General features: G+C 60.2%; 27 protein-coding genes. 22 read left to right on the top strand and 5 right to left on the bottom strand.

The window, feature by feature from the left end; translation table 11 throughout:
* Nucleotides 1–75: 75 nt before the first annotated feature.
* The 3 genes from argJ to HU749_RS23525 all read left to right on the top strand — a co-directional run bounded on the left by argJ (nucleotide 76) and on the right by HU749_RS23525 (nucleotide 3,027).
* On the top strand, nucleotides 76–1,293 hold the full coding sequence (gene argJ / locus HU749_RS23535; protein WP_186650368.1) for a bifunctional glutamate N-acetyltransferase/amino-acid acetyltransferase ArgJ: 1,218 nt from the start codon (nucleotides 76–78) through the stop codon (nucleotides 1,291–1,293).
* A gap of 160 nt (nucleotides 1,294–1,453) precedes the next feature.
* Nucleotides 1,454–2,086, top strand: a complete 633-nt coding sequence (locus HU749_RS23530; protein WP_186650370.1) for a glutathione S-transferase family protein — start codon at nucleotides 1,454–1,456, stop codon at nucleotides 2,084–2,086.
* Nucleotides 2,083–3,027, top strand: a complete 945-nt coding sequence (locus HU749_RS23525; protein WP_186650372.1) for a Nudix family hydrolase — start codon at nucleotides 2,083–2,085, stop codon at nucleotides 3,025–3,027. The genes HU749_RS23530 and HU749_RS23525 overlap by 4 nt, the downstream gene beginning before the upstream one ends.
* A 147-nt stretch (nucleotides 3,028–3,174) precedes the next feature.
* On the opposite strand, the gene HU749_RS23520 is transcribed toward HU749_RS23525, so the two are convergent.
* Genes HU749_RS23520 through HU749_RS23510 form a run of 3 tightly spaced genes read right to left on the bottom strand, consistent with a single transcriptional unit; the run spans nucleotide 3,175 to nucleotide 6,759 of the window.
* The gene (locus tag HU749_RS23520; protein ID WP_186650374.1) at nucleotides 3,175–3,756 is read right to left on the bottom strand and encodes a cob(I)yrinic acid a,c-diamide adenosyltransferase; all 582 of its coding nucleotides are present in this window, start codon (nucleotides 3,754–3,756) and stop codon (nucleotides 3,175–3,177) included.
* 2 nt (nucleotides 3,757–3,758) lie between these two features.
* Nucleotides 3,759–5,795, bottom strand: coding sequence for a sensor histidine kinase (locus HU749_RS23515; RefSeq protein ID WP_014339930.1), 2,037 nt, complete (start codon nucleotides 5,793–5,795; stop codon nucleotides 3,759–3,761).
* 46 nt (nucleotides 5,796–5,841) lie between these two features.
* A complete protein-coding gene (locus HU749_RS23510) occupies nucleotides 5,842–6,759 on the bottom strand; it encodes a putative 2-dehydropantoate 2-reductase (RefSeq protein WP_186650378.1) in 918 nt (305 codons plus the stop codon).
* Between the two features lie 142 nt (nucleotides 6,760–6,901).
* On the opposite strand from HU749_RS23510, the gene HU749_RS23505 reads away from it, so the two are divergent.
* Together HU749_RS23505 and HU749_RS23500 are read left to right on the top strand one after the other, a co-directional pair.
* Nucleotides 6,902–7,387, top strand: coding sequence for a YajQ family cyclic di-GMP-binding protein (locus HU749_RS23505; RefSeq protein WP_003205057.1), 486 nt, complete (start codon nucleotides 6,902–6,904; stop codon nucleotides 7,385–7,387).
* A 144-nt stretch (nucleotides 7,388–7,531) separates the two neighbouring features.
* Nucleotides 7,532–8,374, top strand: coding sequence for a mechanosensitive ion channel family protein (locus tag HU749_RS23500; protein WP_079303535.1), 843 nt, complete (start codon nucleotides 7,532–7,534; stop codon nucleotides 8,372–8,374).
* A 152-nt stretch (nucleotides 8,375–8,526) separates the two neighbouring features.
* Here HU749_RS23500 and HU749_RS23495 read toward each other — a convergent pair whose 3' ends face one another.
* Nucleotides 8,527–9,783, bottom strand: a complete 1,257-nt coding sequence (locus HU749_RS23495) for an OprD family porin (protein ID WP_079303534.1) — start codon at nucleotides 9,781–9,783, stop codon at nucleotides 8,527–8,529.
* A gap of 883 nt (nucleotides 9,784–10,666) precedes the next feature.
* Here HU749_RS23495 and HU749_RS23490 point away from each other — a divergent pair.
* Nucleotides 10,667–11,092: an HIT family protein gene (locus tag HU749_RS23490; RefSeq protein WP_186650380.1), complete on the top strand. Its 426-nt coding sequence runs from the start codon at nucleotides 10,667–10,669 to the stop codon at nucleotides 11,090–11,092.
* Nucleotides 11,093–11,095: 3 nt separating this feature from the next.
* The gene (locus tag HU749_RS23485; RefSeq protein WP_046062631.1) at nucleotides 11,096–11,302 is read left to right on the top strand and encodes a SlyX family protein; all 207 of its coding nucleotides are present in this window, start codon (nucleotides 11,096–11,098) and stop codon (nucleotides 11,300–11,302) included.
* A gap of 76 nt (nucleotides 11,303–11,378) precedes the next feature.
* Here HU749_RS23485 and HU749_RS29415 read toward each other — a convergent pair whose 3' ends face one another.
* On the bottom strand, nucleotides 11,379–11,984 hold the full coding sequence (locus HU749_RS29415) for a cold-shock protein (protein ID WP_003205048.1): 606 nt from the start codon (nucleotides 11,982–11,984) through the stop codon (nucleotides 11,379–11,381).
* A 394-nt stretch (nucleotides 11,985–12,378) separates the two neighbouring features.
* On the opposite strand from HU749_RS29415, the gene HU749_RS23475 reads away from it, so the two are divergent.
* The 15 genes from HU749_RS23475 (at nucleotide 12,379) to ybgF (ending at nucleotide 24,605) form a co-directional block, all read left to right on the top strand.
* On the top strand, nucleotides 12,379–12,852 hold the full coding sequence (locus HU749_RS23475) for a Dps family protein (RefSeq protein WP_014339923.1): 474 nt from the start codon (nucleotides 12,379–12,381) through the stop codon (nucleotides 12,850–12,852).
* 200 nt (nucleotides 12,853–13,052) lie between these two features.
* Nucleotides 13,053–13,394 carry a ribbon-helix-helix domain-containing protein gene (locus tag HU749_RS23470; RefSeq protein WP_046062630.1) on the top strand — a complete coding sequence of 114 codons (342 nt, stop codon included), beginning with the start codon at nucleotides 13,053–13,055 and terminating at the stop codon, nucleotides 13,392–13,394.
* A 275-nt stretch (nucleotides 13,395–13,669) separates the two neighbouring features.
* Nucleotides 13,670–13,891, top strand: coding sequence for an FmdB family zinc ribbon protein (locus HU749_RS23465; RefSeq protein ID WP_003178589.1), 222 nt, complete (start codon nucleotides 13,670–13,672; stop codon nucleotides 13,889–13,891).
* 75 nt (nucleotides 13,892–13,966) lie between these two features.
* Nucleotides 13,967–15,742, top strand: coding sequence for an aspartate--tRNA ligase (gene aspS, locus HU749_RS23460; RefSeq protein ID WP_014339921.1), 1,776 nt, complete (start codon nucleotides 13,967–13,969; stop codon nucleotides 15,740–15,742).
* A 120-nt stretch (nucleotides 15,743–15,862) separates the two neighbouring features.
* Entirely contained in the window at nucleotides 15,863–16,609 is a 747-nt protein-coding gene (locus HU749_RS23455; protein ID WP_018614256.1) for a YebC/PmpR family DNA-binding transcriptional regulator, read from the top strand.
* Nucleotides 16,610–16,772: 163 nt separating this feature from the next.
* Entirely contained in the window at nucleotides 16,773–17,297 is a 525-nt protein-coding gene (ruvC, locus tag HU749_RS23450; protein ID WP_014339919.1) for a crossover junction endodeoxyribonuclease RuvC, read from the top strand.
* Nucleotides 17,298–17,411: 114 nt separating this feature from the next.
* Nucleotides 17,412–18,020, top strand: coding sequence for a Holliday junction branch migration protein RuvA (gene ruvA / locus HU749_RS23445; protein WP_014339918.1), 609 nt, complete (start codon nucleotides 17,412–17,414; stop codon nucleotides 18,018–18,020).
* Nucleotides 18,021–19,082, top strand: coding sequence for a Holliday junction branch migration DNA helicase RuvB (gene ruvB, locus HU749_RS23440; RefSeq protein WP_003178599.1), 1,062 nt, complete (start codon nucleotides 18,021–18,023; stop codon nucleotides 19,080–19,082).
* Nucleotides 19,083–19,209: 127 nt separating this feature from the next.
* The gene (gene ybgC, locus HU749_RS23435; RefSeq protein WP_003205037.1) at nucleotides 19,210–19,677 is read left to right on the top strand and encodes a tol-pal system-associated acyl-CoA thioesterase; all 468 of its coding nucleotides are present in this window, start codon (nucleotides 19,210–19,212) and stop codon (nucleotides 19,675–19,677) included.
* Nucleotides 19,667–20,362 carry a protein TolQ gene (gene tolQ, locus HU749_RS23430; RefSeq protein ID WP_014339916.1) on the top strand — a complete coding sequence of 232 codons (696 nt, stop codon included), beginning with the start codon at nucleotides 19,667–19,669 and terminating at the stop codon, nucleotides 20,360–20,362. Before ybgC ends, tolQ begins: the two co-directional genes overlap by 11 nt.
* Nucleotides 20,363–20,385: 23 nt before the next feature.
* Nucleotides 20,386–20,838: a protein TolR gene (gene tolR / locus HU749_RS23425; RefSeq protein WP_161798348.1), complete on the top strand. Its 453-nt coding sequence runs from the start codon at nucleotides 20,386–20,388 to the stop codon at nucleotides 20,836–20,838.
* Entirely contained in the window at nucleotides 20,838–21,917 is a 1,080-nt protein-coding gene (tolA, locus tag HU749_RS23420; protein ID WP_003205033.1) for a cell envelope integrity protein TolA, read from the top strand. The genes tolR and tolA overlap by 1 nt, the downstream gene beginning before the upstream one ends.
* Nucleotides 21,914–23,215, top strand: a complete 1,302-nt coding sequence (gene tolB, locus HU749_RS23415; RefSeq protein WP_041476111.1) for a Tol-Pal system beta propeller repeat protein TolB — start codon at nucleotides 21,914–21,916, stop codon at nucleotides 23,213–23,215. The genes tolA and tolB overlap by 4 nt, the downstream gene beginning before the upstream one ends.
* A gap of 52 nt (nucleotides 23,216–23,267) precedes the next feature.
* A complete protein-coding gene (gene pal, locus HU749_RS23410; RefSeq protein WP_003205029.1) occupies nucleotides 23,268–23,765 on the top strand; it encodes a peptidoglycan-associated lipoprotein Pal in 498 nt (165 codons plus the stop codon).
* 6 nt (nucleotides 23,766–23,771) lie between these two features.
* Nucleotides 23,772–24,605, top strand: coding sequence for a tol-pal system protein YbgF (ybgF, locus tag HU749_RS23405; RefSeq protein WP_014339914.1), 834 nt, complete (start codon nucleotides 23,772–23,774; stop codon nucleotides 24,603–24,605).
* The last annotated feature ends 72 nt before the right edge of the window (nucleotides 24,606–24,677 follow it).

Below are 24,677 nucleotides of genomic sequence, written 5' to 3'. Positions count from 1 at the left end.
TCGCGGCGTTTTGCCATTTGATTCGCCGTCTCGATGAAGCCGGCGTCGATATACATCTAATTTAGGAGCGCATTCATGGCTGTTGGTCTTGGTCCGTTGCCAACGTTGCACCCGGTTGCCGGTTTTGAACTCGGTATTGCCTCGGCGGGCATCAAGCGCCCCGGGCGCAAGGACGTCGTGGTCATGCGTTGCGCCGAAGGCTCGACGGTGGCTGGCGTGTTCACCCTCAACGCCTTCTGTGCCGCTCCAGTCATCCTGGCCAAGCAACGCGTGCAGGGGCCGGTGCGTTACCTGCTGACCAACACCGGTAACGCCAACGCCGGCACCGGTACGCCAGGTTTGGCCGCCGCCGAGCGCACCTGCGCCAAGCTGGCGGAACTGACCGGCGTTGACGCCAGCCAGGTGCTGCCGTATTCCACCGGCGTGATCGGCGAACCGCTGCCGGTCGAGAAGATCGAAGGCGCGCTGCAAGCCGCCCTTGATGACCTGTCGGAGAACAACTGGGCTGCGGCCGCCACCGGCATCATGACCACTGACACTTTGCCCAAGGGCGCGAGTCGCCAGTTCGAGCACGATGGCGTGACCATCACCGTCACCGGTATCAGCAAAGGCGCCGGCATGATCCGTCCGAACATGGCGACCATGCTCGGCTACATCGCCACCGATGCCAAAGTCTCGCGCCAGGTGCTGCAAGACCTGATGCTCGACGGTGCCAACAAGTCGTTCAACCGCATCACCATCGACGGCGACACGTCCACCAATGACTGCTGCATGCTGATCGCCACCGGCAAGGCCAACCTGCCGGAGATTACCGAGGCCAGCGGCGCGCTGTTCGCCGCCCTCAAGCAGGCGGTGTTCGAGGTGTGCATGGAAGTGGCCCAGGCCATCGTGCGTGACGGCGAAGGCGCAACCAAGTTCGTGACCGTGCTGGTCAACGGCGGTGGCAATCACCAGGAATGCCTGGATGTCGGCTACACCGTGGCCCACTCGCCGCTGATCAAGACCGCGCTGTTCGCCTCCGACCCGAACTGGGGTCGCATCCTTGCCGCTGTGGGCCGTGCCGGTGTACCTGAGCTGGACGTGAGCAAGATCGACGTGTTCCTCGGTGAAGTCTGCATCGCCAGCCAAGGTGCTCGTGCTGCGACCTACACCGAAGCCCAGGGGGCGGCGGTCATGCAACAGGAAGAAATCACCATCCGTATCGAGCTGGGACGGGGTGATTGCAGCGAAACCATCTGGACCACCGACCTGTCCCACGAGTACGTCAAGATCAACGCTGAGTACCGGACTTAACAGGCTCGGGACCGAGTTGCTCCAATCGCGAGCAAGCTCGCTCCCACAGGGATTTGTTGAGTGGCATCGATAGTGGTCTCAACACAAATCCACTGTGGGAGCGAGCTTGCTCGTGATGGCGCCAGAACAGACACCTCAGAACCATAAGAAAGGAATCCACATGAGCCTGCACCTGATCATCGGCGACCAACGCATTTCCTCCTGGTCCCTGCGCGGCGCGCTGGCCCTGGCGCTGACCGGCGCGAAATACACCGAAGAGCTGGTCAGGCTTGACCAGCCCGATACCCGCGAGAAGCTGCTCAAGTATTCGGCCACAGCCAAGGTCCCGTTGCTCAAGACCGAGTTCGGCGTGATCGCCGATTCCCTGGCGATTGCCGAATACCTGGCTGAACAGTTTCCCGAGGCCAATCTCTGGCCCAAGGATGTGGCCGCCCGGGCCCAGGCACGCTCGGCCTGTGCACAGATGCACAGCGGTTTTTTCGCCCTGCGCAGCCACATGCCCATGGACCTGCTGCACGATGCGCCGTTGTCGCCGATGCCATCTGACGTGCAGGCGGAAATCCAGCGGATGCTGGCGCTGTGGGCCGAATGCCGTGCCGCGGCGACCGAAACCGGTCCCTACCTGTTTGGCCGCGTGAGCCTGGTCGATGTGTTTTTTGCCCCTGTTGCCGTGCGCTTGCGCACTTATCAGGTGAAACTGTCGGAGGTCGATGAGGCCTACGTCGAAACCCTTTATCAATGGCCGGCGTTCAAGGCGTGGCAACAGGCTGGCCTGGAGGACACTGCGCGGTGAAACGAGTCCATGTGGCGGCGGCGGTCATTCGCGATGCCGCCGGTAAAATCCTGATCGCCCGACGGGCCGACACCCAGCACCAGGGTGGCCTGTGGGAATTCCCCGGTGGCAAGGTCGAGGCCGATGAGTCCGTCGAAACCGCCCTGGCCCGCGAACTTCATGAGGAGCTGGGGATCGTTGTCGGTGCCGCCCGGCCGTTGATCAAGGTGCGTCACGACTACCCGGACAAACAGGTGTTGCTGGATGTCTGGGAAGTCTCGGTCTTCACTGGCGAGCCCCACGGTGCCGAAGGGCAGCCGTTGGCCTGGGTGACGGCCCGCGACCTGACGAACTATGCGTTTCCGGCGGCCAATCAGCCGATCGTCGCGGCGGCCCGTTTGCCGGGTGAGTACCTGATTACCCCGGAGGGCCTTGAGACGCCGGCCTTGCTGCGCGGTATGCAGAAGGCGATTGCCGGCGGGATCAAGTTGCTCCAACTGCGTGCCCCCGGTGGCTACGACCCGAAATACCGCGATCTGGCGGTGGATGCGGTGGGGTTGTGTGCCGGCAAGGCCCAACTGATGCTCAAGGGGCCGTTCGAATGGCTGGGGGATTTTCCCTCCGCCGGTTGGCACATTACCGCCGCGCAACTGCGCAAGCATGCCACGGCCGGTCGCCCGTTCGGCAAGGACCGCTGGCTGGCGGCCTCCTGCCATAACGCCGAAGAACTCTCCCTGGCGCAGCAAATGGATGTGGACTTCGTCACGCTTTCGCCGGTGCAACCGACCCAGACCCATCCTGACGCACAGCCGTTGGGGTGGGCAGAGGCGGCGCGGTTGATCGAGGGCTTCAACAGGCCGGTCTATCTGTTGGGTGGGGTCGGGCCCGGCGAGCGGCAAAAAGCCTGGGAGACCGGGGCGCAGGGTGTGGCGGGGATTCGGGCGTTTTGGCCTGAGGCTTGATGGTGTGGTGTGACTGCTGGCCTCTTCGCGAGCAAGCCCGCTCCCACAGTAGATTTCTGCCAGGCACAGAATGTGTGCCTGCCGCAGATCCCCTGTGGGAGCGGGCTTGCTCGCGAAGGCGGCCTGACAGGCAATACACCTCTCTGATCAATTCCCAGGCTTGGCCGCCGCCACCCAAAGCACCTCTGCCACCCCTTGCCGCCGGGCAATGACCCGCGCGGCCACGAACAGCAGATCCGACAACCGATTGATATAGGCCAGCCCCGGCCCGGCCAGCGGTTCCACCGCGTTCAGTTGCTGACAACGGCGCTCGGCGCTGCGGGCCAGGCTGCGGCAGACATGGGCCTGGGCGATCAGCGTCGAACCACCGGGCAGGATGAAGTTTTCCAGGGGCCCCAATTCCTCGTTCCACACGTCGATCGCCGCTTCCAGCCGCTCGATTTCCGCCACGTTCAAGGCCTGGTAGGCCGGCATCGCCAGTTCACCACCGAGGTCGAACAAGCGATGCTGACAAGGCCCCAGTACTGCGCTGACCTCTTTCAGTGCCGGGTATTGGGCCGTTTCAGTGACGAGCCCGGCCAGCAATAAGCCCAGCTGGCTGTTCAGCGTATCCACTTCGCCGATGGCCTCGACCCGTGGGTGGTCCTTTGCCACGCGGCGACCATCGCCCAACCCGGTTTCACCCTTGTCGCCGGTGCGGGTGTAAATCTTCGACAGGCGAAAACCCATGCTCAGCGCTCCAATTGTTTGTGTTCCTGCGGCACCATCGACGTGCCGGCCAGCGGCAGGCGCAAGGTGAAGCAAGTGCCTTGGCCCGGCGCCGACTGCACTTCCATCTGGCCCTTGTGGTTATTGGTGATGATGAAGTACGAGACCGACAGTCCAAGGCCTGTGCCTTGGCCGATCTCCTTGGTGGTAAAAAATGGCTCGAAGGTGCGTTTGCGCACGTTCTCGCTCATGCCGATGCCGTTGTCCTCGACCTGGATTTCCGCCCATGGCGGGTTCAACCGCGTGCGCAGGATGATGCGTCCCGGTTCGCTGTCGTCCTGGCGTTGATGGATCGCCTGGGCGGCGTTTTTCAGCAGGTTGAGCAGCACCTGTTCCAGTTCGTTGGCCGTGCCGGGCACCGGGCCCAGGTTCGGGTCGAACTGGCGGATGATCGCTTGGCCCTTGAAGTCGAAACCGATCGCCAGGTCGAAGTCGTTACCGGCGATTTCTACCGCCTGGTCGATCAGCGCCGGTAGGTCGCAGGGTGCCATCTGCCGCGTGCTGAGCCGGCTGAAGCTGAGCATATGGGTGACGATTTTTGCCGCTCGGGCGCCGGCTTGCTGGATGCCGTCGAGCAACTGCGGGATCTCCCGACCCTGGAGGTAGCGATTGACCTCCTCCAACGGGATACCCAATTGTTCGGCCTGTTCGAGGTTCTTCGGCAATTCCGGCGACAGGCGTCGGCGGATGTTCTGCACGTTGTGCAGGATGGCGCCCAGGGGGTTGTTGATTTCATGGGCCATGCCCGCCGCGAGGCCGCCGACCGAGAGCATTTTCTCCGATTGCACCATCATTTCTTCCAGCGACAGGCGCTGGGTGATGTCATCGATCCGGATGACCACGCCACGCCCGGCACCGCCCATCAGTGGGTAGAACGTGAGGGCGTAGTGGCGGGCTTCGTCGTCCTTGGTCCAGGTGACGCGTTCGATCTTGGCGACCGTATGTTGCTCGACGGTCTGCTTGAGCTGGGGCAGGTACGGCTTGAGTGGTTCGAAAGCGAGGAAGATCGGCTGGTTCAGCGCCTCGTCCAGCCGTGTGCCGGAGAGGGCGCTGGCTTCCTGGTTCCATTGGGTGACGTAGAGTTGCTCGTCGAGGGCGATCAGCGCCGAGGGCATGGAGTCGATGATGCTGTTGAGGTAATTCTGAAAGCCGGTGAGCTTTTTCTCGATCTTGCTGCGCACCTGGACTTCCAGCTCCAGCTTGCGATTGGTATGGCGGGTTTCTTCCGCCAGGCCCTGGGCCTGGTCGTAGGCGGCCTGGGAGTCGTCCCGCGCGCGCTTGAGTTGTTGTTCCCGGGCTTCGATCCGCGACAGCATGGTGTTGAACGCCTCGGCCAGGCTGCCGATCTCATCGTGGTTGCCGCGTGCGGCACGCAGGGCATAGTTCTCTTCGCGGGTGACCTGGCGTGACAGTTCTTCAAGCTGATGAATCGGCTGGGTGATCAGGCGCTTGATCTGCTGGGCAATGATCAACCACAGCAACACGCTGAAAATCAGGATGCCGAGGCTGGCGGTCAGGGTGCCGGTGTAGAACGCGGTCGGCAATTCACTGCTGGCCACCAGCAACAGATGGCCAGGCGCCGTACCGGGACGGGGCAGGGTAATGACCTGGTTGCTGCGAAACTCACCGGCCTGCCAGGCCTGCATGTTGCGGTAATGGTCCGGCAGCTTGAGCTTTTCGCCCTGTTGCAGTTGTGCCAGGCGTTCGCCCTGGCCGTCATACAGCGCCGCCGCCCGCAGCGGTGCGTAGCTGTTGAGCTCATCGAGCAAGCGCTGGGCACTTTGTGGCGATTGCAGGGCGTCGGAGATCAGGCTCGGATTGGCCACCAGTCGGCCAATGGTCTGCAGGGCCTGGGGCGCCATGCTTTCCTGGGAGATGTAGTAGGCGGCGCTGATAAAGGTCAGGTTGGCCACCAGCAGGACAGTGGTCAACAACACCAACAGGGCAGCCAGCAGTTTCTGGCCGACCGGGAGGTTTTCAAGGCGCTGGCGCAATGGCATCAGACTCGTCGCTAAAAAGGAACACGAGGGCCAGCGTAGCCGCTGCTCAGTCGCTGGGCAATGCGAGGTTGTGCAAGTGGGCAATCAGTCGCTGGCGCAGTTGCTCCAGGTGCGGCACGGTCAGCTCGTGGCGTTGGGCGACCTTGCAGGCGTAACCGAGCAAGTAGCTGATTTCGGTGCGGCGCCGATTGGCGACATCCTGGTACATCGAGGAGTAATTGGCGGCCGTGGCCTGGATCACCCGTTCGACTTCCGGCTGCAAGCCTTCGGCAGCCGCAGGCTGGCCGCAACGCTCGAGCAGGTCGGTGAGTTCCACGCACAGGGTCGCCACTTCGCAACGGTGTTCCTGCAAGCCGCCATTCTTGCAGTGGTGCAGTACGGTCAGCGGATTGATTGCACAGTTGAGCGCCAGTTTGCGCCAGAGCCGGGTGAGGATGTCGGCGCTCCATTCGTGGGGAATGCCGGCGGCGCTCAGGTCGTCCAGCCAGAACGGTGCCACTGGGTGCGCGGGGTCGCCCAACCAGGTGTAGCCGTGGCCGGCGAACACCACGCGCCAGTCACCGTCGCGGAACGCGCCTTCGGTGCTGGAGGCGCTGATGCAGCGGGCCTGGGGCACACAATTGGCCACTGCGTCCTGGCTGCCGAGGCCGTTCTGCAACAGGATCAGTTCCGATTCGGCGTCCAGGCGATGGGCCACCGAGGCCACGGCCGCTTCCGCGTCGTAGGCTTTGCAGGCCAATAGCAGGCGCCTGATCGGTTCCGGGCTGTCCGCCGTTTCGCCAGATATCGGGTAACACTGCGCCTGGCCCTGTTCCACCAGCGTCAGGCCGCCGGCGCTGCGGTAGGCCTGCAAGCGGGCTTCGTTGCGCAGCACCAGCCGCACCGGCAACCCGGCCCGGGCCAGGCGCGTGGCCCACAACGTGCCGAGACTGCCGGCCCCGAGGACATGCCAGGTAGTGGACATCAGTTTTTTACTCGGATTGGCGCAGGCATCTGAGGGCTCGCAGTGTCGACAGGAAAAGAGCCGTTATAATGAGCCCGATTTTAACCACAAGCCAAGCGCGCGCCGTTGATACTGGCGCGCCTTTTTATTTGGAGAACACTACATGCCGTCATTCGACGTGGTATCCGAACTGGACAAGCACGAAGTCACCAACGCGGTTGAAAACGCCGTCAAGGAACTCGACCGTCGTTATGACCTCAAGGGCAAGGGCAGTTTCGAGTTCAAGGAAAAAGACCTGACCGTGAACCTGACCGCCGAGGCCGACTTCCAGCTCGAGGCGATGATCGAGATCCTCAAGCTGGCGCTGGTCAAGCGCAAGATCGATGTGCAGTGCCTTGAGGTCAAGGACGCCTATGCCTCGGGCAAGCTGATGAAGCAGGAAGCCGTGCTCAAGGAAGGCATCGACAAGGAACTGGCGAAGAAGATCGTCGCTCATATCAAGGACGCCAAGCTCAAGGTGCAAGCCGCCATCCAGGGCGAGCAAGTGCGGGTCACCGGCAAGAAGCGTGACGACTTGCAGGAAGCCATTGCGGCACTGCGCGGCAAGGAATTCGGCATGCCCCTGCAATTCAACAATTTCCGCGACTGATCCCTTCGGCTATAGGGAAACACTGTGGCGAGGGAGCTTGCTCCCGCTTGGGGGCGCAGCACCCATCGAAGGGGCCGCTACGCAGCCCAGCGGGAGCAAGCTCCCTCGCCACAATGCCGCGTGCAACAGGAATAGGAGAGAAAGATGGATTTAAATGCTGAAGTGGACAACCTGGTCAAGGCTTCCCAGACCTGGATCCCCATGATCATGGAATACGGCAGCCGCGTGCTGCTGGCGGTCATCACCCTGGCCATCGGCTGGTGGTTGATCAACAAAGTGACGCAGAAACTGGGTGCGTTGCTGGCCTTGCGTAACGCCGACCTGGCACTGCAAGGGTTTATCAGTACCCTGGCCAACATCATCCTGAAGATTTTGCTGATCGTCAGCGTCGCTTCGATGATCGGTGTGGAAACCACTTCGTTCGTCGCCGCCATCGGTGCCGCCGGCCTGGCCATTGGCCTGGCCTTGCAAGGCAGCCTGGCGAACTTCGCCGGTGGCGTGCTGATCCTGCTGTTCCGCCCATTCCGCATTGGTGACTGGATCGAAGCCCAGGGTGTGGCCGGTACGGTCGACAGCATCCAGATCTTCCACACCGTGATTCGCACCGGTGACAACAAGACCGTGATCGTGCCAAACGGCAATCTGTCGAACGGCATCATCACCAACACCAACCGCCAGCCGACTCGCAAGGTGGTGTTTGATGTCGGCGTGGATTACCAGGCCGACCTGCAAAAGGCCCGGGAAGTGTTGCTGGCGCTGGCCAAGGATGAGCGTGTTCTGGCTGATCCGGCCCCGCAAGCAGTGATCTCTACCTTGGGCGACAGCTCCATTACGGTGTCACTGCGGATATGGGTCAAGACGGCTGATTATTGGGATGTCATGTTCATGCTTAATGAACAGGCGCGGGATCGTTTGAAGGAGGAGGGCATTGATATTCCGTTTCCGCAACGAGTGATTCGGGTGGTTCAGGAAGGGGCCTTGCAATAACGACTCGACTATGACTTGGCGTATATTTAGTTAGCTTGCTATTTAACAAGTTGTGTTAAAGCTGACATGCGATGGACATAAAAAAACCGCTCACCTGGATCAGGTGAGCGGTTTTTGTTTATTGCGGGTGCAGCTATCGAACTAGCACTGAATTACAAGATGCTCAGTGGGTATTCGACGATGAAGCGGAAGTCATTGTTGTCTCGGTTGCCACTGGCGGTGGTGTAAGAGGTGTTGGTGCGGTAGAAAGCGCTACGAACACGGAACGACAGGTCTTTGGCTGGACCGCTTTGCAGAACGTACTTGGTTTCGAAGTCCCATTCGTGCTCTTTTGCTTCGCCATCAGCGGTGGAAATGTTATCACCGGTGACATAACGGGTCATGAAGCTCAGGCCAGGAACGCCGTAAGTTTTCATGTTCAGGTCGTAGCGCGCCTGCCAGGAACGCTCGTCCTGACCGTTGAAGTCGGAGTACTGGATGGAGTTGGCGAGGAAAATGGTACCGCCGCCGTCAACACCGTACGCATAGCCGGTATCACCGGTGGAGCGCTGGTGAGCCAGGGTGAACTTGTGGGCGCCGATGGCATAGGCTGCTGCGAGGGACCAGATACGGTTGTCAACGTCGCCGCTGAGCTTCTGGCCTTGGTCCTTGCTGTCATAACCGTTGAAGTCGAAGTTCAGCGACTGATCTTCGTTGATCGGCAACGTGTAGTTCAGGTTCAGGTATTTCTTTTTGTAGTGATCTTCGACGTCGGAAGCCGCTACGCCGGCTACGAAATTGTCGGTGAACTGGTAGGTTGCACCGGCAATGTCAGCGGATTTCAGGCCAAGGCCGTCATCGCCCATGCCAGTTTGCGAACTGATGGCGTTGAAATGACCAGCGCTCAGCTCCAAGCCTTTGATTTCTTTACTGGTGATCAGCGTACCGGTAGCAACTTCTGGCAGCAGACGGCTGTCGTCAGTAGAGAAAACCGGGCTGGTAGTGAACTGGTTGCCATATTTCAGAACGGTGTCGGACAGACGGAACTTAACCGCGCCGCCAATCTTCGATTGTGTTTCTTCCAGGTTGCCATCACTGTCCTGAGCGAACAGGCCGTTACCAGCGCGACCAGTGCCACCGTCGAAACGAGCGGAGCCGAATGCGAAGGCGTCAGCGCCTACACCAACGGTACCTTGGGTGAAGCCCGACTCGTAGATGGCGCGGACGCCAACGCCGGCTTCTTCACGATAACTTTGACGAGTGTTTAGTTCGTTCTTGAAATCACGGTTCATGTACAGCGCACGGGTCAGAACAGTCAAGCTCTGATCTTCAATAAAACCCTTGGATTCTTCCTGGGAAGAGGCCATTGCGAACTGCGAGGTACTGGCCGATACAGCCAGTGCGATCATGCTCCACTTCATCACGCGCATCGTGATTTGCTCCTTTGGTTTTTAGAAGAGTACTGCCGTCCCACCTGTTTTTTTATCTGGGCGGCTCTTTCTTTTTGTGTCGGCGCAAACTTATATCACGTCGACATTCTTTGGCGATACTTGCCCATTCAACCTTTCAGCTTCTTTACGACCATGTCGCCAATGGCTCGATCCATGTCGCATTTCAGCTGATCCGACGCAACCGTATCCACAACTTAATGTTGTTTTTTCTTTTCCGGCATCGGTGTAAAGAGTCCGTCATTACCGCGCTTGAAGCTCCTGTGGGCAGCCTTGCCACTTTAATTTGTATGTCGGCAGATTCCCGCTTCCGGCGAGTCCTTTGGACAGTGCGGGGATGAATGCAACAAGCATGCTCAAACCCGAATTTCGTTTACATTTTTTTCACATTTCATCGGTTGACGCGGTGAAACCTCATGAAACCGGGCTCCAAAGGCCTTGTTTTAAATAGGGTTGACTCGTGTGCGGCTCTCGTGATTGACGCCCGTAAAAGTGGCGAGACCATCAAAAGCGTTACCGGTTCACCCCATCAGTGAGTAAATCACGGATGCTTTGTGCACTGAGCGTAGACGCACTGTGCTGTTTTGGTGCAAAAAATTTTCCGTCTGTACGAAAATCTTACAGCTTCGCAGCTTTGCCTGGGCCCTGGCGCGGTCCTCTCAGGACTTTGCCGCACCGCTTGCGCCGTGTTGGTGCGTCAGCTGGCACAGGTTGATGCCGTGTGTTGAAAAAAAATCGAAGAAACGCGGCGTCGGGGCGCTACGCAGTGATCGATCCGGCGTTCGCGGGTATGCTGCACATCTGTGTCCGACGCAGGCCTGCGGGTCGCCGAGCCGGGCAGAATCGATAACGAGGAGTACGCGCGGTGTTTGCCTTAGATCCACGACTGCAACAAGACACATTGCCCATCGGCGATTTCCCGTTGTGCCGTTTGCTCTTGTCCAACGACGCCAATTACCCGTGGTTCATCCTCGTGCCGCGGCGGGAAGATATCAGCGAATTGTTTCAGTTGGATGACGCTGATCAACAGCAACTGTGGAAAGAAACCACGGTGCTGGCCGAAACCCTCAAGGATTCGTTCGAAGCCGACAAGATGAATGTTGCAACCTTGGGTAACGTTGTCAGTCAACTGCACATGCACGTCATCGTGCGCAAACGGGATGACGCCGCCTGGCCTGCGCCGGTCTGGGGCAAGCACCCGGCCCAGCCTTATAATGCAGGGCAGGTCACGGCTATTCGTGAACGGTTGCGAGTGGCCTTGACCGATGATTTCAAGTTTCTGGAGGGCTGAACCATGAACCTTGAAGACCGTGTAACCGATCTGGAAAGCCGCTTGGCGTTTCAGGATGACACCATCCAGGCGTTGAACGATGTGCTGGTGGCGCAGCAGCGGGTCGTCGAGCGTCTGCAGCTGCAGATGGCGGCGTTGCTCAAGCGCCAGGAAGAGATGGTCGGGCAGTTCGAGTCGTTCGAAGAAGAGGCGCCGCCGCCTCACTACTGACTTGCCCGATTCCCGATTGATGGGCAATAAAAAACCGCGAGCAGCCAGGCTGCATCGCGGTTTTTTTACGCGTGGATCAGCGGCGCGGCAGCGCGGCGATCACATCTTCGGCCTGCAGGCCCTTATCGCGGTTCATCACGGAGAACTCCACACGCTGGCCTTCCACCAGGACGCGATGGCCTTCGCCACGAATGGCCCGGAAATGCACGAAAATATCATCGCCGGAGTCGCGGGAGATGAAGCCGAACCCTTTGGACGTGTTGAACCACTTCACCGTGCCGGTATCGCGGTTGGACATGTCGTAGTTCTGCGCAGCGGCGGCCGGCGACGACTTCTTGTAGAAGCTGACGGCCAGGTGCAGTGCCACGGCGAGCAGTGCTGCGCCCAGGCTGAACAGAATGGCCGGTTGACCGCCGATTTCCGGCATAGGCGCCAGCAGGGCCAGGGTTTGCAGGGCAACGGCCAGCACCAGCAGGGCACTGACCAGGTTCTGCAGTTGGTGACGTGGACCTTTGTTCCAGTAAGGGATGACGGGTGCAAGGGTCAGGTTGAGCAGGCCGAAAAAGGCCAGGTACAGTGCATCGGGGTGTTGCAGGTAAGGTGTGGCTTCGGAACCCAGGCTAGGGATGAAGGACAGCAGCAGGGCAGCTGCGCCCATTAGCAAGTGGACGATTTTCAACATTTTGATTGGCTCACGGTTAAGACAGATCACAAGGAAGAGCGGGTCGGGGACGGTTCGCTTCGAAACAATGAGAGGCGTTGGACACGTACCCGAATCAGCCTATGCGTTACGCCCGGAAAAATAGGCGTAGCGACACACTGCCTATTTAACAGCAAAGCCCCGGCCTTCTCAAACGCGTTACGGGCGCGTACCGCGCTGTTCGTCGGCCAGAAAAGCCCCGCCGGTGCTTGAAGGCGCCGGGCAAGCGGCGTTGAATTCCCCTGGTGGGCGGAACTGCCCGCTGTCCCGGCTTGTCGGTTCAGGAGGGCTGGCGATCTGTCGCAGGCCATAGGCCGCCAAAACCACTAGAGTTGGGGGCGTTGTCGAATTCATCACCGTCAGGAGATCAACCAACATGGCAATTGATATCGGTATCAGTGAAGAAGACCGCAAATCCATCGTCGACGGGCTTTCGCGCCTGCTGTCGGACACCTATGTGCTGTATCTCAAGACCCACAATTTTCACTGGAACGTCACGGGGCCGATGTTTCGGACCCTGCACCTGATGTTCGAGGAGCAATACAACGAGCTGGCCCTGGCGGTGGACCTGATTGCCGAGCGAATCCGCGCCTTGGGTTTCCCTGCCCCGGGTGCTTACTCGGTGTATGCGCGCCTGTCTTCTATTAAGGAAGAGGAAGGTGTGCCGGGTGCCGAGGACATGATCCGGCAACTGGTCGAGGGCCAGGAAGCGGTGACGCGTACGGCCCGTGGCATCTTTCCTTTATTGGACAAGGTCAGCGATGAGCCCACCGCCGACCTGCTGACCCAGCGCATGCAAGTTCACGAAAAGACCGCGTGGATGCTGCGCGCGCTGCTGGAGGGCCAGTAACCCCGGGCAGGTGATGGCGTGGGCAGCATTCCCAGCGCGCGGCGTGTAGGACGGCGTAATTCGTCGCCTGCCTGCTGTTGGCTTGTCCTACGTCCACGGTCATAAAGTCGTCTGGAACTGGCGATGCCGTTGAGCTTCCATAGAGCCACAGATGGAGTGTTCCAACTGAGAGGTTCGTATGGCAAAGGAGTGTCAACGGTATGATTCAAGGAAAAGAACCGGGGGAGGGTGTGCATGGGCGCTTTCAGTCCATCAGCGTCGATCCGTTCGTCAGGGGGTTCGACATGCAGTTGGTGCGTCCCCTGGCCCGATCCATTCGTCTGAACGGGTTCGCCACCTGCCTGCGGCTGGAGCAGGTCTATTGGGATATCCTTGGCGACATGGCCCAGCTCAACAGCTGCTCCATCAGTACGTTGCTGTCCCATGTGGACAGGGAGGTGCACCTGCGCCATGGCGGGGTGCGCAATTTCAGCGCACTGGTGCGTGTGGTTTGTGTGGTGCACAGTTTGAAGGAAGCCGGGATGGATCATTGTGGGGTCTAGTCCGTCAATGACTGCCAATGCGGTGCATCCCCCAATCCGTGGCGAGGGAGCTTGCTCCCGCTGGGCTGCGCAGCAGCCCTCTTTGTGAGCGCTTCGCACTCAAGCGGGAGCAAGCTCCCTAGCCACAATGAGTCACGCAAGCCTTGAATGAGCAACATGGTCGGCAATGACTGTGCGGTCTTACGGCTGCACAGGCCGCATTTAATGGATATAATCCCGCTCTTTGCCGCAAAGCCCAGCCTTTGCGCGAGTAACCTGATCGCCGAGACAACCCCATGCCGATGTACGACTATCAATGTGCTTCCTGTGGTCATCAGATGGAAGCCATTCAAAAGATCAGCGCGGCACCGCTGGTCGACTGCCCTGCCTGCCAGGCGCCGGAACTGAAAAAGATGCTGTCCATGCCTGGTTTCCGCCTCGGCGGCACAGGCTGGTATGAAACCGACTTCAAGACCGGCGCCAAGAAGAATTTGGCCGGTGGCGACAAAGCTGATTGAGTTGAACACGCGCGAGTGCTTGCACGGGCAGGTCCTCCAACCGAATTTCGAATTACGAGAAGTGAAACCACTACCATGATGCGCAGCCATTATTGCGGCCAACTGAACGAAAGCCTGGAAGGTCAGGAAGTTACTCTTTGCGGATGGGTCCATCGTCGCCGTGACCATGGCGGGGTGATTTTCCTCGATATCCGTGATCGTGAAGGCCTGGCCCAGGTGGTGTTCGATCCGGACCGCGCTGAAACCTTCGCCGCCGCCGACCGCGTGCGCAGCGAATATGTGGTCAAGGTCACCGGCAAGGTGCGCCTGCGCCCGGCTGGCGCCGGCAACGCCAACATGGCGTCTGGCATGATCGAAGTGCTGGGCTACGAGCTGGAAGTGCTCAACGAATCGGAAACCCCGCCGTTCCCACTCAACGAATACTCCGACGTGGGCGAAGAAACCCGCCTGCGCTACCGCTTCATCGACCTGCGTCGCCCGGAAATGGCCGAGAAGCTGCGCCTGCGTTCGCGCATGACCACCAGCATCCGTCGTTACCTGGACGAGAACGGCTTCCTCGACGTCGAGACGCCGATCCTGACCCGCGCCACGCCGGAAGGCGCTCGCGACTACCTGGTGCCGAGCCGTACCCACCCCGGCAGCTTCTTCGCCTTGCCGCAATCGCCACAGCTGTTCAAGCAACTGCTGATGGTCGCCGGGTTCGATCGCTACTACCAGATCGCCAAGTGCTTCCGTGACGAAGACCTGCGTGCCGACCGTCAGCCTGAGTTCACTCAGATCGACATCGAGACCAGTTTCCTCGACGAAAAAGACATCATGGGCCTGACCGAAGGCATGATCCGCAACCTGTTCAAGGAAGTGCTGGGCCTGGAATTCGGCGAGTTCCCGCACATGACCTTCGAAGAGGCCATGCGCCGCTACGGTTCCGACAAGCCAGACCTGCGTAACCCGCTGGAGCTGGTGGACGTGGCCGACCAGCTCAAGGAAGTGGATTTCAAGGTGTTCAGCGGCCCGGCCAACGACCCGAAATGCCGTATCGCGGCCCTGCGCGTTCCTGGCGGAGCCAGCATGCCGCGCAAGCAGATCGACGACTACACCAAGTTCGTCGGTATCTACGGTGCCAAGGGCCTGGCCTACATCAAGGTCAACGAGCGCGCTGCAGGTGTTGATGGCCTGCAATCGCCGATCGTGAAAAACATCCCTGAAGCCAACCTCAATGTGATCCTCGATCGCGTGGGCGCGGTTGACGGCGACATCGTGTTCTTCGGTGCCGACAAGGCCAAGATCGTCAGCGAAGCCCTGGGAGCGCTGCGCATCAAGCTGGGTCACGACCTGAAGCTGCTGACTTGCGAATGGGCGCCAATGTGGGTCGTTGACTTCCCGATGTTCGAAGAAAACGACGACGGCAGCTTCTCCGCGCTGCACCACCCGTTCACCGCGCCGAAGTGCTCGCCGCAAGAGTTGGAGGCCAACCCGGCCACCGCTCTGTCGCGCGCTTACGACATGGTCCTGAACGGTACCGAGCTGGGTGGCGGTTCGATCCGTATCCATCGCAAGGAAATGCAACAGGCCGTGTTCCGCCTGCTGGGCATCAACGAAGCCGAGCAGGAAGAGAAGTTCGGCTTCCTGCTCGACGCCCTGAAGTACGGTGCGCCGCCCCACGGTGGCCTGGCCTTCGGCCTGGACCGCCTGGTGATGCTGATGACCGGCGCCCAGTCGATCCGTGAAGTGATCGCATTCCCGAAAACCCAGAGCGCGGCCGATGTCATGACCCAGGCGCCGGGTGTGGTGGATGCCAAGGCATTGCGCGAGTTGCACATTCGTCTGCGTGAACAGCCAAAGGCTGAGTAAGGCTGGCACCTGAGAGGGCGCATCTTCGGATGCGCCTTTTCATTGGGGTCGATATTTCTGATTGCCGGCCACTGCGTACGCGCAGGGCGGGCAATGTTCCAAAGAGAAACGGAGCGAGTTATGGCAGGTCATTCCAAGTGGGCGAACATCAAGCACCGCAAAGAACGTCAGGATGCCAAGAGAGGCAAGATCTTCACCAAGTGGATCCGTGAGCTGACGGTCGCGGCCCGCCAGGGCGGCGGCGATCCGGGTTCCAACCCGCGCTTGCGCCTGGCCCTGGACAAGGCGCTGGGTGCCAACATGAGTCGCGACATCATCGACCGGGCCATCGCCCGTGGCGCCGGTGCGACCGAGGCCGACAACGTTGAAGAGCTGACCTACGAAGGTTATGGCCCGGGCGGTGTGGCGGTGATGGTCGAATGCATGACCGACAACCGCAACCGCACTGCGGCAGCCGTGCGTCACGCGTTCAGCAAATGCGGTGGCAACCTGGGTACCGACGGCTCCGTGGCCTATCTGTTCGAGCGCAAGGGCCAGATCAGCTTCGCGCCGGGCCTCGATGAAGATGCCCTGACGGAAGCCGCCCTGGAGGCCGACGCCGATGACGTGGTCAGCCACGAAGACGGCTCGTTCGACGTGTTCACTTCGTTCGCCAGCTTCTATGCCGTGCGCAACGCCCTGGAGGCGGCCGGTTTCAAGCCCGCCGACGCGGAAATCGTCATGCAACCGACCACCAGTGCCGAACTGGACCTGGAAGGCGCCGAGAAGGTGCTCAAGCTGATCGACATGCTTGAGGACCTGGATGACGTGCAGAACGTCTACTCTAACGCCGACATTCCGGAGTCGGTGGCTGAACAGCTGGGCTGAGAAGGCCTGTTCAACTATTGACGATTGCCAATGATCAACCTGTGGGAGCGAGCTTGCTCGCGATAGCGGTACTTCAGTCAACACTGTGCTTGCTGATCCAACGCCATCGCGAGCAAGCTCGCTCCCACAGGTCTGGATAACTCCCCTTCAAACCGCAGGCGCTATGACTTTAATCCTTGGTATCGACCCTGGTTCGCGCATCACCGGCTACGGTGTGGTTCGCGATACCGGGCGCGGCTGCGTGTACGTCGCGTCTGGTTGCATCCGCACCGGGGCGGGTGAGCTGCACGAGCGCTTGCAGATCGTTTATCGCGGCGTGCGCGAGGTCATCCAGACCTATGGCCCGGTGACCATGGGCATCGAAAGGGTCTTCATGGCGCGCAACGCCGATTCGGCCCTGAAGCTGGGGCAGGCCCGGGGCGCGGCAATCGTGGCGGGTGCCGAGGAAAACCTGGAGATCGCCGAATACACCGCGACGCAAGTCAAGCAGGCGGTCGTCGGAACAGGGGCGGCGAACAAGGAGCAGGTGCAAATGATGGTGATGCACCTGTTGAAACTGGTCAGCAAGCCGCAGATCGATGCCTCCGACGCCCTGGCCATCGCCATTTGCCATGCCCACACCCGTTCCAGCCTGTTGCCTCATGGCCTGGGGACCGCACGCAGTCGTGGCGGGCGCCTGCGTCTCTGATAGCATCAGCGCTTCATTCATGAACTCGAGTCAGTTGCGCCTGTGTTGCCGGCCTTTATGCTCGTGTTGATATTCGCCAGCCAGCGCGCTGGCCAACACCCAAGGATCTGAACCGTGATTGGACGCTTGCGCGGCACCCTGGCTGAAAAACAGCCGCCGCACCTGATTCTGGATGTAAACGGCCTGGGCTATGAGCTGGAAGTGCCCATGACCACGCTGTATCGCTTGCCGTCGGTCGGCGAGCCGCTGACCCTGCACACCCATTTGGTCGTGCGCGAGGATGCGCAGTTACTCTATGGCTTCGTCGGCAAGCGCGAGCGGGACTTCTTCCGCGAACTGATCCGTCTCAATGGCGTCGGCCCGAAACTGGCCCTGGCCTTGATGTCGAGCCTGGAAGTCGATGAGTTGGTGCGTTGCGTGCAGTCCCAGGACACCTCGGCCCTGACCAAGGTGCCGGGGGTGGGCAAGAAAACCGCCGAGCGCCTGCTGGTCGAACTCAAGGACCGCTTCAAGGCCTGGGAGACGGTGCCGGCGATGTTCGCCCTGGTGCCGAACCAGCCGGACGCGCCGGTGCCTGCGGTCAGCGCCGAAAACGATGCGGTCACCGCACTGATCTCCCTGGGCTACAAGCCGCAGGAAGCCAGCAAGGCGATTTCCGCTATCAAGGAAAAAGGCCTGAGCACTGAAGATATGATTCGTCGTGCCCTGAAGGGAATGATTTAAGTGATTGAAGCTGACCGTCTGATCGCCGCCACGGGCGCGCCCCGTGACCGCGAGGAAATCCAGGACCGCGCGATTCGTCCTGTCAGCCTGGCTGACTACATCGGTCAACCGACTGTGCGCGAGCAGATGGAGCTGTTCATCCAGGCGGCTCGTGGGCGCAGCGAGTCGCTGGACCACACCTTGATCTTCGGCCCGCCGGGCCTGGGCAAGACCACCCTGGCCAACATCATTGCCCAGGAAATGGGCGTCTCGATCAAGAGCACGTCGGGGCCGGTCCTCGAGCGGCCGGGCGACCTGGCGGCGCTGCTGACCAACCTTGAGCCCCATGACGTGCTGTTCATCGACGAAATCCATCGGCTGTCGCCGATCGTCGAGGAAGTGCTGTACCCGGCCATGGAAGATTTCCAGCTCGACATCATGATCGGCGAAGGCCCGGCGGCACGCTCCATCAAGCTCGATCTGCCGCCCTTCACACTGGTGGGCGCCACCACTCGCGCTGGTATGCTGACCAACCCGTTGCGGGACCGTTTCGGTATCGTCCAGCGCCTGGAGTTCTACAACAACGCCGACCTGGCGACGATTGTCAGCCGCTCGGCGGGCATCCTCGGGTTGCCGCTGGACCCGGACGGTGCGTATGAGATCGCCCGGCGTGCCCGGGGCACGCCGCGGATCGCCAACCGCCTGCTGCGCCGGGTCCGGGATTTTGCCGAAGTCCGGGCCAAGGGCCACATCACCAAACCGATTGCCGACCTGGCGTTGAACCTGCTGGACATCGACGAGCGTGGCTTCGACCACCAGGACCGGCGCCTGCTGCTGACCATGATCGAGAAGTTCGACGGTGGCCCGGTGGGCGTGGACAGCCTGGCCGCGGCCATCAGCGAAGAGCGCCACACCATTGAAGATGTGCTGGAACCGTACCTGATCCAGCAGGGCTACATCATGCGTACCCCTCGCGGGCGCGTGGTGACCCGCCATGCTTATCTGCATTTTGGCTTAAACATCCCGACACGAATGGGTGAGATGCCAGTGGTAGACGAATTCCTCGATGCCGTGGACGATTGACCGAACTCGGTACGCCGACTTTTTTCCAGTTCGTGCTGTCCCAGACGACGCCTGGAGCGTCAATGCGTTCGAGAATGAAAAAACAGTTGCCTGGCCGATTGGCAACCTGAGGAGTAAGCACTAGAGTATGCGCGCGCAAAACGGGCTGGAGTCGTTCGCACATCGCTGTCGCGTTTATTACGAGGACACCGATGCTGGCGGCATCGTCTACTACGTCAATTACCTCAAGTTTATGGAACGGGCTCGAACCGAACGGCTGCGGGAACTGGGTTTTGCCCAATCCGCGCTGGCAGGGGAGGACCTGTTATTCGTCGTGCATTCCAGCGAAGCGCGCTACCACGCGCCGGCGCGACTGGACGACGAACTGGTGGTAAGTGCCGATGTCATCGAATTGAACCGTGTCAGCCTGCGCTTCAAGCAGCAGGTCAGGCGGGCTACGGATAACGTGCTGCTCTGTGAAGGGCAGTTTTTGGTGGCCTGTGTGCGCACCCATAGTTTGAAACCCCGGGCCATTCCCGAAGCTCTACGTGCGGCCTTTGCCGGCGTGAGCGGCGCGGGTACACACTCAGAGCAGGAGATAAAGCGTGGAAGCTAACGTCGTCGACCATTCCTCCATGTGGAGCCTGGTCAGCAATGCCAGCGTCGTGGTGCAACTGGTAATGCTGACCCTGGTAGCCGCATCGGTGACCTCATGGATCATGATCTTTCAGCGCAGCAACATGCTGCGCGCCGGTCGTCGTGCCCTGGAGAGCTTCGAGGAGCGCTTCTGGTCCGGTATCGACCTGTCCAAGCTCTATCGCCAGGCTGGCAGCAACCCTGACCCGGATTCAGGCGTCGAGCAGATCTTCCGTGCCGGTTTCAAGGAGTTCTCTCGCCTGCGCCAGCAACCGGGCGTCGACCCTGAAGCGGTGATGGAAGGTGTGGCCCGTGCCATGCGCGTGGCCATTTCCCGCGAGGAAGAAAAGCTCGAACAAGGCCTGTCGTTCCTGGCCACCGTCGGTTCGGTCAGCCCTTACATCGGTCTGTTCGGTACCGTGTGGGGGATCATGAACTCCTTCCGTGGCCTGGCTTCTGCCCAGCAAGCAACCCTGGCCACCGTGGCCCCGGGCATTGCCGAGGCGCTGATCGCCACCGCCATCGGTCTGTTCGCGGCCATCCCGGCCGTTATCGCCTACAACCGCTTCGCCGCCCGCAGCGAAATGCTGACCGGCCGTTACTACACCTTCGCCGATGAATTCCAGGCGATCCTGCACCGCAAAGTGCACACCAGCGAAGAATAAGCAGGTATTTCCCAATGGCTTTAATCGCTCGAGCCCGAAAAAAGCGCAAGCCGGTTGCCGAGATGAACGTGGTGCCCTACATCGACGTGATGTTGGTGCTGCTGGTCATCTTCATGGTGACCGCGCCGATGCTCAATCAGGGCGTGAAGGTCGATCTGCCCAAGGTTTCCAGCGAAGCCTTGCCGCAGGACAACAACACCCAGGTACTGACTATTTCGATCAAGGCTGACAAGACCTACTACTGGAACCTTGGCAGTGAAGTCGACACCGAGAAGCAGCAGGACCGGGCCATGACCTTGCCGCAGATGACCGATGCAGTGACCAAGATCATTCGTGTCGGCAACGATGCCGGCAAGCGCACGCAGGTCTTCATTCGCGGTGACAAGACCGTCGACTACGGTGCCGTGATGGGCGCCATGGGCGGCCTGCAGAAAGCCGGGGTCGGTAATGTTGGCTTGATCACCGAGGCCCCCTGATGCAGCAACAGCGAGAGCCGTCCGCCTCGGAAAGCTATTTCTGGCCCAGTGTCCTGGCCATCGGCCTGCATGTGCTGGTGTTCGGCATGCTGTTCGTCAGTTTTGCCATGACCCCGGAGCTGCCGCCGGCCAAGCCGATCGTGCAGGCGACCTTGTACCAGCTCAAGTCGAAAAGCCAGGCCACCACGCAGACCAACCAGAAGCTTGCCGGTGAGGCGAAGAAATCCGCCGCGCGCCAGACTGAAGTCGAGCAGATGGAACAGAAGAAGGTCGAGCAGGAAGCGATAAAGGCCGCGGAACAAAAGAAAGAGGAAGCGGCTCAAAAGGCCGAAGAAGCCAAGAAAGCCGATGAGGCGAAGAAAGCGGACGAGGCAAAAAAGGCTGATGAAGCCAAGAAAGCCGACGAAGCGAAGAAAACCGCCGAGGCGAAAAAGGCAGAAGAGAAACAATTGGCTGATATAGCCAAGAAGAAAGCCGAAGAAGAAGCCAAGAAAGCCGCTGAAGAAGAGGCCAAGAAAGCGGCCGCTGAAGAAGCGAAGAAAAAGATCGTCGAGGACGCGAAGAAAAAAGCGGCCGAGGACGCCAAGAAGAAAGCTGAAGCTGAAGAGGCGAAAAAGAAAGTCGCCGAAGACGCGAAGAAGAAAGCCGCCGCCGACGCCGCCAAGAAAAAGGCCCAGGACGCAGCGCGTAAATCCGCCGAAGACAAAAAGGCCCAGGCCTTGGCAGATTTGCTTTCCGATACGCCGGAGCGCCAGCAGGCCTTGGCCGATGAGCAGGGCGATGAAGTCGCCGGCAGCTACGATGATCTGATTCGTGCCCGAGCGGCAGAAGGCTGGGCTCGTCCACCTTCGGCGCGCAAAGGCATGACGGTAGTATTGCAAATCGGCATGTTGCCCGACGGTACGGTTACCTCGGTCAGCGTCGCCAAGTCCAGTGGTGACGGTCCGTTCGACGCTTCGGCGGTCGCAGCGGTCAAGAACATTGGGCGATTGACGGAAATGCAAGGAATGAAACCGAGCGACTTTGCTCCCTATCGTTCATTCAAGATGACATTCACACCTGAGGATCTAGCCTTGTGAGAAACCTTCTTCGATCAATGCTGGTCGTTATCTGCTGCCTGGCAGGGATAGCGGTAGCAGAGGAAAAGAACATTCTGGTCACCAGCGGCAGCGACCGGGCGACCCCGATCGCCGTCGTACCGTTCGGCTGGCAGGGCGGTAGCGTCCTGCCGGACGACATGGCGGAAATCATCGGTAACGACCTGCGCAACTCGGGTTACTACGCGCCGATTCCGAAGCAGAACATGATCAGCCTGCCGACCCAGGCCAGCGAAGTCATCTACCGTGACTGGAAGGCCCTGGGCGCCCAGTACATCATGGTCGGCAGCATCGTTCCGGCCGGCGGTCGCCTGCAGGTCCAGTACGCCCTGTTCAACGTTGCCACCGAGCAGCAAGTGCTGACCGGCAGCGTGTCGGGCAGCGTCGATCAGCTGCGTGACATGGCGCACTACATCGCCGACCAGTCGTTCGAAAAACTCACCGGCATCAAGGGCGCGTTCTCTACCCGCATGCTCTACGTGACGGCTGAGCGTTTCTCCGAGAACAACACCCGCTACACCCTGCAGCGTTCCGACTATGACGGCGCACGTGCCGTGACCCTGCTGCAATCGCGCGAGCCGATCCTGTCGCCGCGCTTCGCTCCCGATGGCAAGCGCATCGCTTATGTCTCGTTCGAGCAGAAGCGTCCGCGCATTTTCGTGCAGCACATCGACACCGGTCGTCGTGAGCAGATCACCAACTTCGAAGGCCTGAACGGCGCGCCAGCCTGGTCGCCGGACGGTTCGCGCCTGGCGTTCGTGCTGTCCAAGGACGGTAACCCGGACATCTACGTGATGAACCTGGCTTCGCGTTCGATCTCCCGCGTCACCAACGGCCCGGGCATCAACACCGAACCGTTCTGGGGCAAGGATGGCTCGACCATCTACTTCACCTCCGACCGCGGCGGCAAGCCACAGATCTACAAGACCAGTGCCGGTGGTGGCGGTGCCGAACGCGTGACGTTCGTCGGTAACTACAACGCCAACCCTAAACTGTCGGCGGACGAAAAGACCCTGGTGATGATCCATCGCCAGGATGGTTTCACCAATTTCAAGGTGGCGGCCCAGGATTTGCAGCGCGGTAGCGTAAAAATCCTCACTGATAGCACTCTGGACGAGTCACCTACTGTTGCGCCCAACGGCACCATGGTAATCTACGCCACCCGCCAGCAGGGCCGGGGAGTCTTGATGCTCGTGTCCATTAACGGACGCGTGAGGCTCCCGCTTCCTACCGCTCAAGGCGAAGTCAGAGAACCGTCCTGGTCCCCTTACCTGAACTGACGCGGCGCTATACGTTTTACTTAACACACTGGGGTTCATTAGGAGTTTCACGATGGAAATGCTGAAGTTTGGTAAATTTGCTGCGCTGGCTCTGGCCATGGCTGTAGCTGTAGGTTGCTCGTCCAAAGGCGGCGACAATGCCGGTGAAGGCGCTGTTGATCCAAACGCTGGTTACGGCGCTAACACCGGTGCAGTTGACGGCTCCCTGAGCGAAGAAGCTGCTCTGCGCGCAATCACCACCTTCTACTTCGAATACGACAGCTCGGACCTGAAGCCAGAAGCCATGCGCGCTCTGGACGTTCACGCCAAAGACCTGAAGTCGAACGGCGCTCGCGTTGTTCTGGAAGGCAACACCGACGAACGTGGTACTCGTGAGTACAACATGGCACTGGGCGAGCGTCGTGCGAAAGCCGTTCAACGCTACCTGGTACTGCAAGGTGTTTCCCCAGCTCAGCTGGAACTGGTTTCCTACGGCGAAGAGCGTCCAGTTGCTACCGGCAACGACGAGCAGTCCTGGGCTCAAAACCGTCGCGTCGAACTGCGTAAGTAATTCGTCATGCGAACGTGCCGTCGTGCTGTAACTGTTCTGGCTCTCAGCCTCGCGCCGCTTGCGGCGTGGGCTGCGGTTCCTGTGGTCGATAACGATGCCGGCTATAACAATAGCGGGAGCAGCTATCCGCCTGCAGGTTACGGTACGAACGGCGCCTATGCCGGGGGAGGGGTTTCGGCCCCTGTCTCGGCACAGGGCGAGCTGTTCAACCAGCTCCAGCAAATGCAGGATCAGTTGTCGCGCCAGCAAGGCGTGATCGAAGTTCTGCAGAATGATATTTCGCGCATGAAGCAGGAAAACCTGGAGCGATACCAGGATCTTGATCGGCGCATAGGATCCGGCGTTGCACCTGCCGCGACTCCCGAGAATTCTCCAGCCGGTGGCGACTTGAACGCCCCCGGTGCAGCCGCAGGCGCGGGGGCAGCCGCTCCCGCAGCACCTGCCGCCGGTGGCGAGCCGGCTGATCCGGCGAAGGAAAAGCTCTATTACGATGCTGCCTTCGACCTGATCAAGGCCAAGGATTTCGACAAGGCCAGCCAGGCCTTTGGCGCTTTCCTGCGCAAATACCCAAACAGCCAGTACTCGGGCAATGCCCAATACTGGCTGGGCGAAGTGAACCTGGCCAAGGGCGACCTGCAAGGCGCTGGCCAGGCGTTCGCCAAGGTTTCGCAGCTGTATCCCAAGCATGCCAAAGTGCCGGATTCGCTGTACAAACTGGCTGACGTAGAGCGCCGCCTCGGTCACACCGACAAGGTAAAAGGCATTCTGCAACAGGTGGTGGCCCAGTACCCGGGCACATCTGCGGCCCAGTTGGCCCAACGTGATCTGCAACGCATGTAAGCCGGTTTGACCCTGTCTTGAAGAAACCCGCGCCTGTCGCGGGTTTTTTCGTTAGAATTCACGCCCTTTTTA

Source organism: Pseudomonas ogarae (assembly GCF_014268695.2).
GTDB lineage: Bacteria > Pseudomonadota > Gammaproteobacteria > Pseudomonadales > Pseudomonadaceae > Aquipseudomonas > Aquipseudomonas kilonensis.
This window is presented reverse-complemented; position numbering and strand designations above follow the sequence as displayed.